This is a genomic window from Flavobacterium sp. 316, assembly GCF_000967805.1.
Lineage (GTDB): Bacteria > Bacteroidota > Bacteroidia > Flavobacteriales > Flavobacteriaceae > Flavobacterium > Flavobacterium sediminilitoris.
Map to the genome: position 1 here is coordinate 1 of NZ_JYGZ01000017.1, position 1,015 is coordinate 1,015.

General features: G+C 34.5%; 1 pseudogene. It reads right to left on the reverse strand.

Annotated features, from left to right (window positions below):
• A pseudogene (locus tag SY27_RS18035) lies at window positions 1–995 on the reverse strand (hypothetical protein); the annotation flags it as partial.
• Between the last annotated feature and the right edge of the window lie 20 nt (window positions 996–1,015).

Genomic DNA, 1,015 nt, shown 5'->3' on the forward strand with positions numbered 1-1,015 from the left:
ATTAGTTCTATAAATTGTAAATAGTGTGCGTTTGTTCTTCTTGGTTTTAAAACTTCGTTTGGTAGTTCTAATATTTGAGCATAGGGATTGATTACTTTGATTGGTTTTAGCAAGTATTGGCTATTCTTTAATAATTCACACGATGTGTGTTGTTCTTCTATGTCTATTTTTCCTGCTGATGCTTTTCTTTGGTAATTCATAATTTTTGCATCTTGCTCGCTGGTTTCATCTAAGTAAATTAAAAAGCTTCTGTTTGCATTGTCTTCGTAAATAGTTTCTTTAGTGGTACATCCTGCTACACACACAGGACCTTCAACGGTGATGTTTTGGCTTTTGGTTTCGCCTTTGGTGTTTTTAAAAGCTACGGTTTTACTGATTCTCTTTTTAGATTGTAGTTCTCTTATGGGATAAAGCGCACTTTCTGCTCCGTCTAAGTCCTCTATTAAAATGAGTTTGTGTTTTAGTTCCTGTTGCCCAAAGTAATAAAAGGCGTTTTCTGATAGTGTGGTGATTTCTACTTTTTCTTCGTTTGGGATAAGATTTCCGATTGATTCCTGTAAGTGTGTTTTCCCTGTTCCTGATGAACCTAAACTTATTACATGTAATGGCTGTTCTCTTTTTCTACTGCTAAAAATTAAATACATGATTAGCCTGTTTGTTTCTTCTCCTATGATTCCGCTTTTGCCTATTAAGTCGTTAGTCCTTAGTAATAAGTCCTTAGTTTTTAGTAGTTCTAAAGCTTCGTTTTTCTCTTTTTCTGTTAGTTGTTTGGCTTTTGGACTTTGGTCTTGTGACTTTAGACTTTCTAATCTGTATTTTTCCAGTTCTTCTATGAGTTCGTTTATACTCGCTTCGATTACACTTGTGCCTATTTCTAGTTTAGTAGCTGTTTTTCTAATTAGCTTTTCTACTTGGGTGTCGTTGTATAGATCTAAATTATGTCTTACTGCTAGTGTATCAACTTCTGTAGATTGTATTTTGAGTGTTACGCGCATTCTGTCCAATCCATCTAACC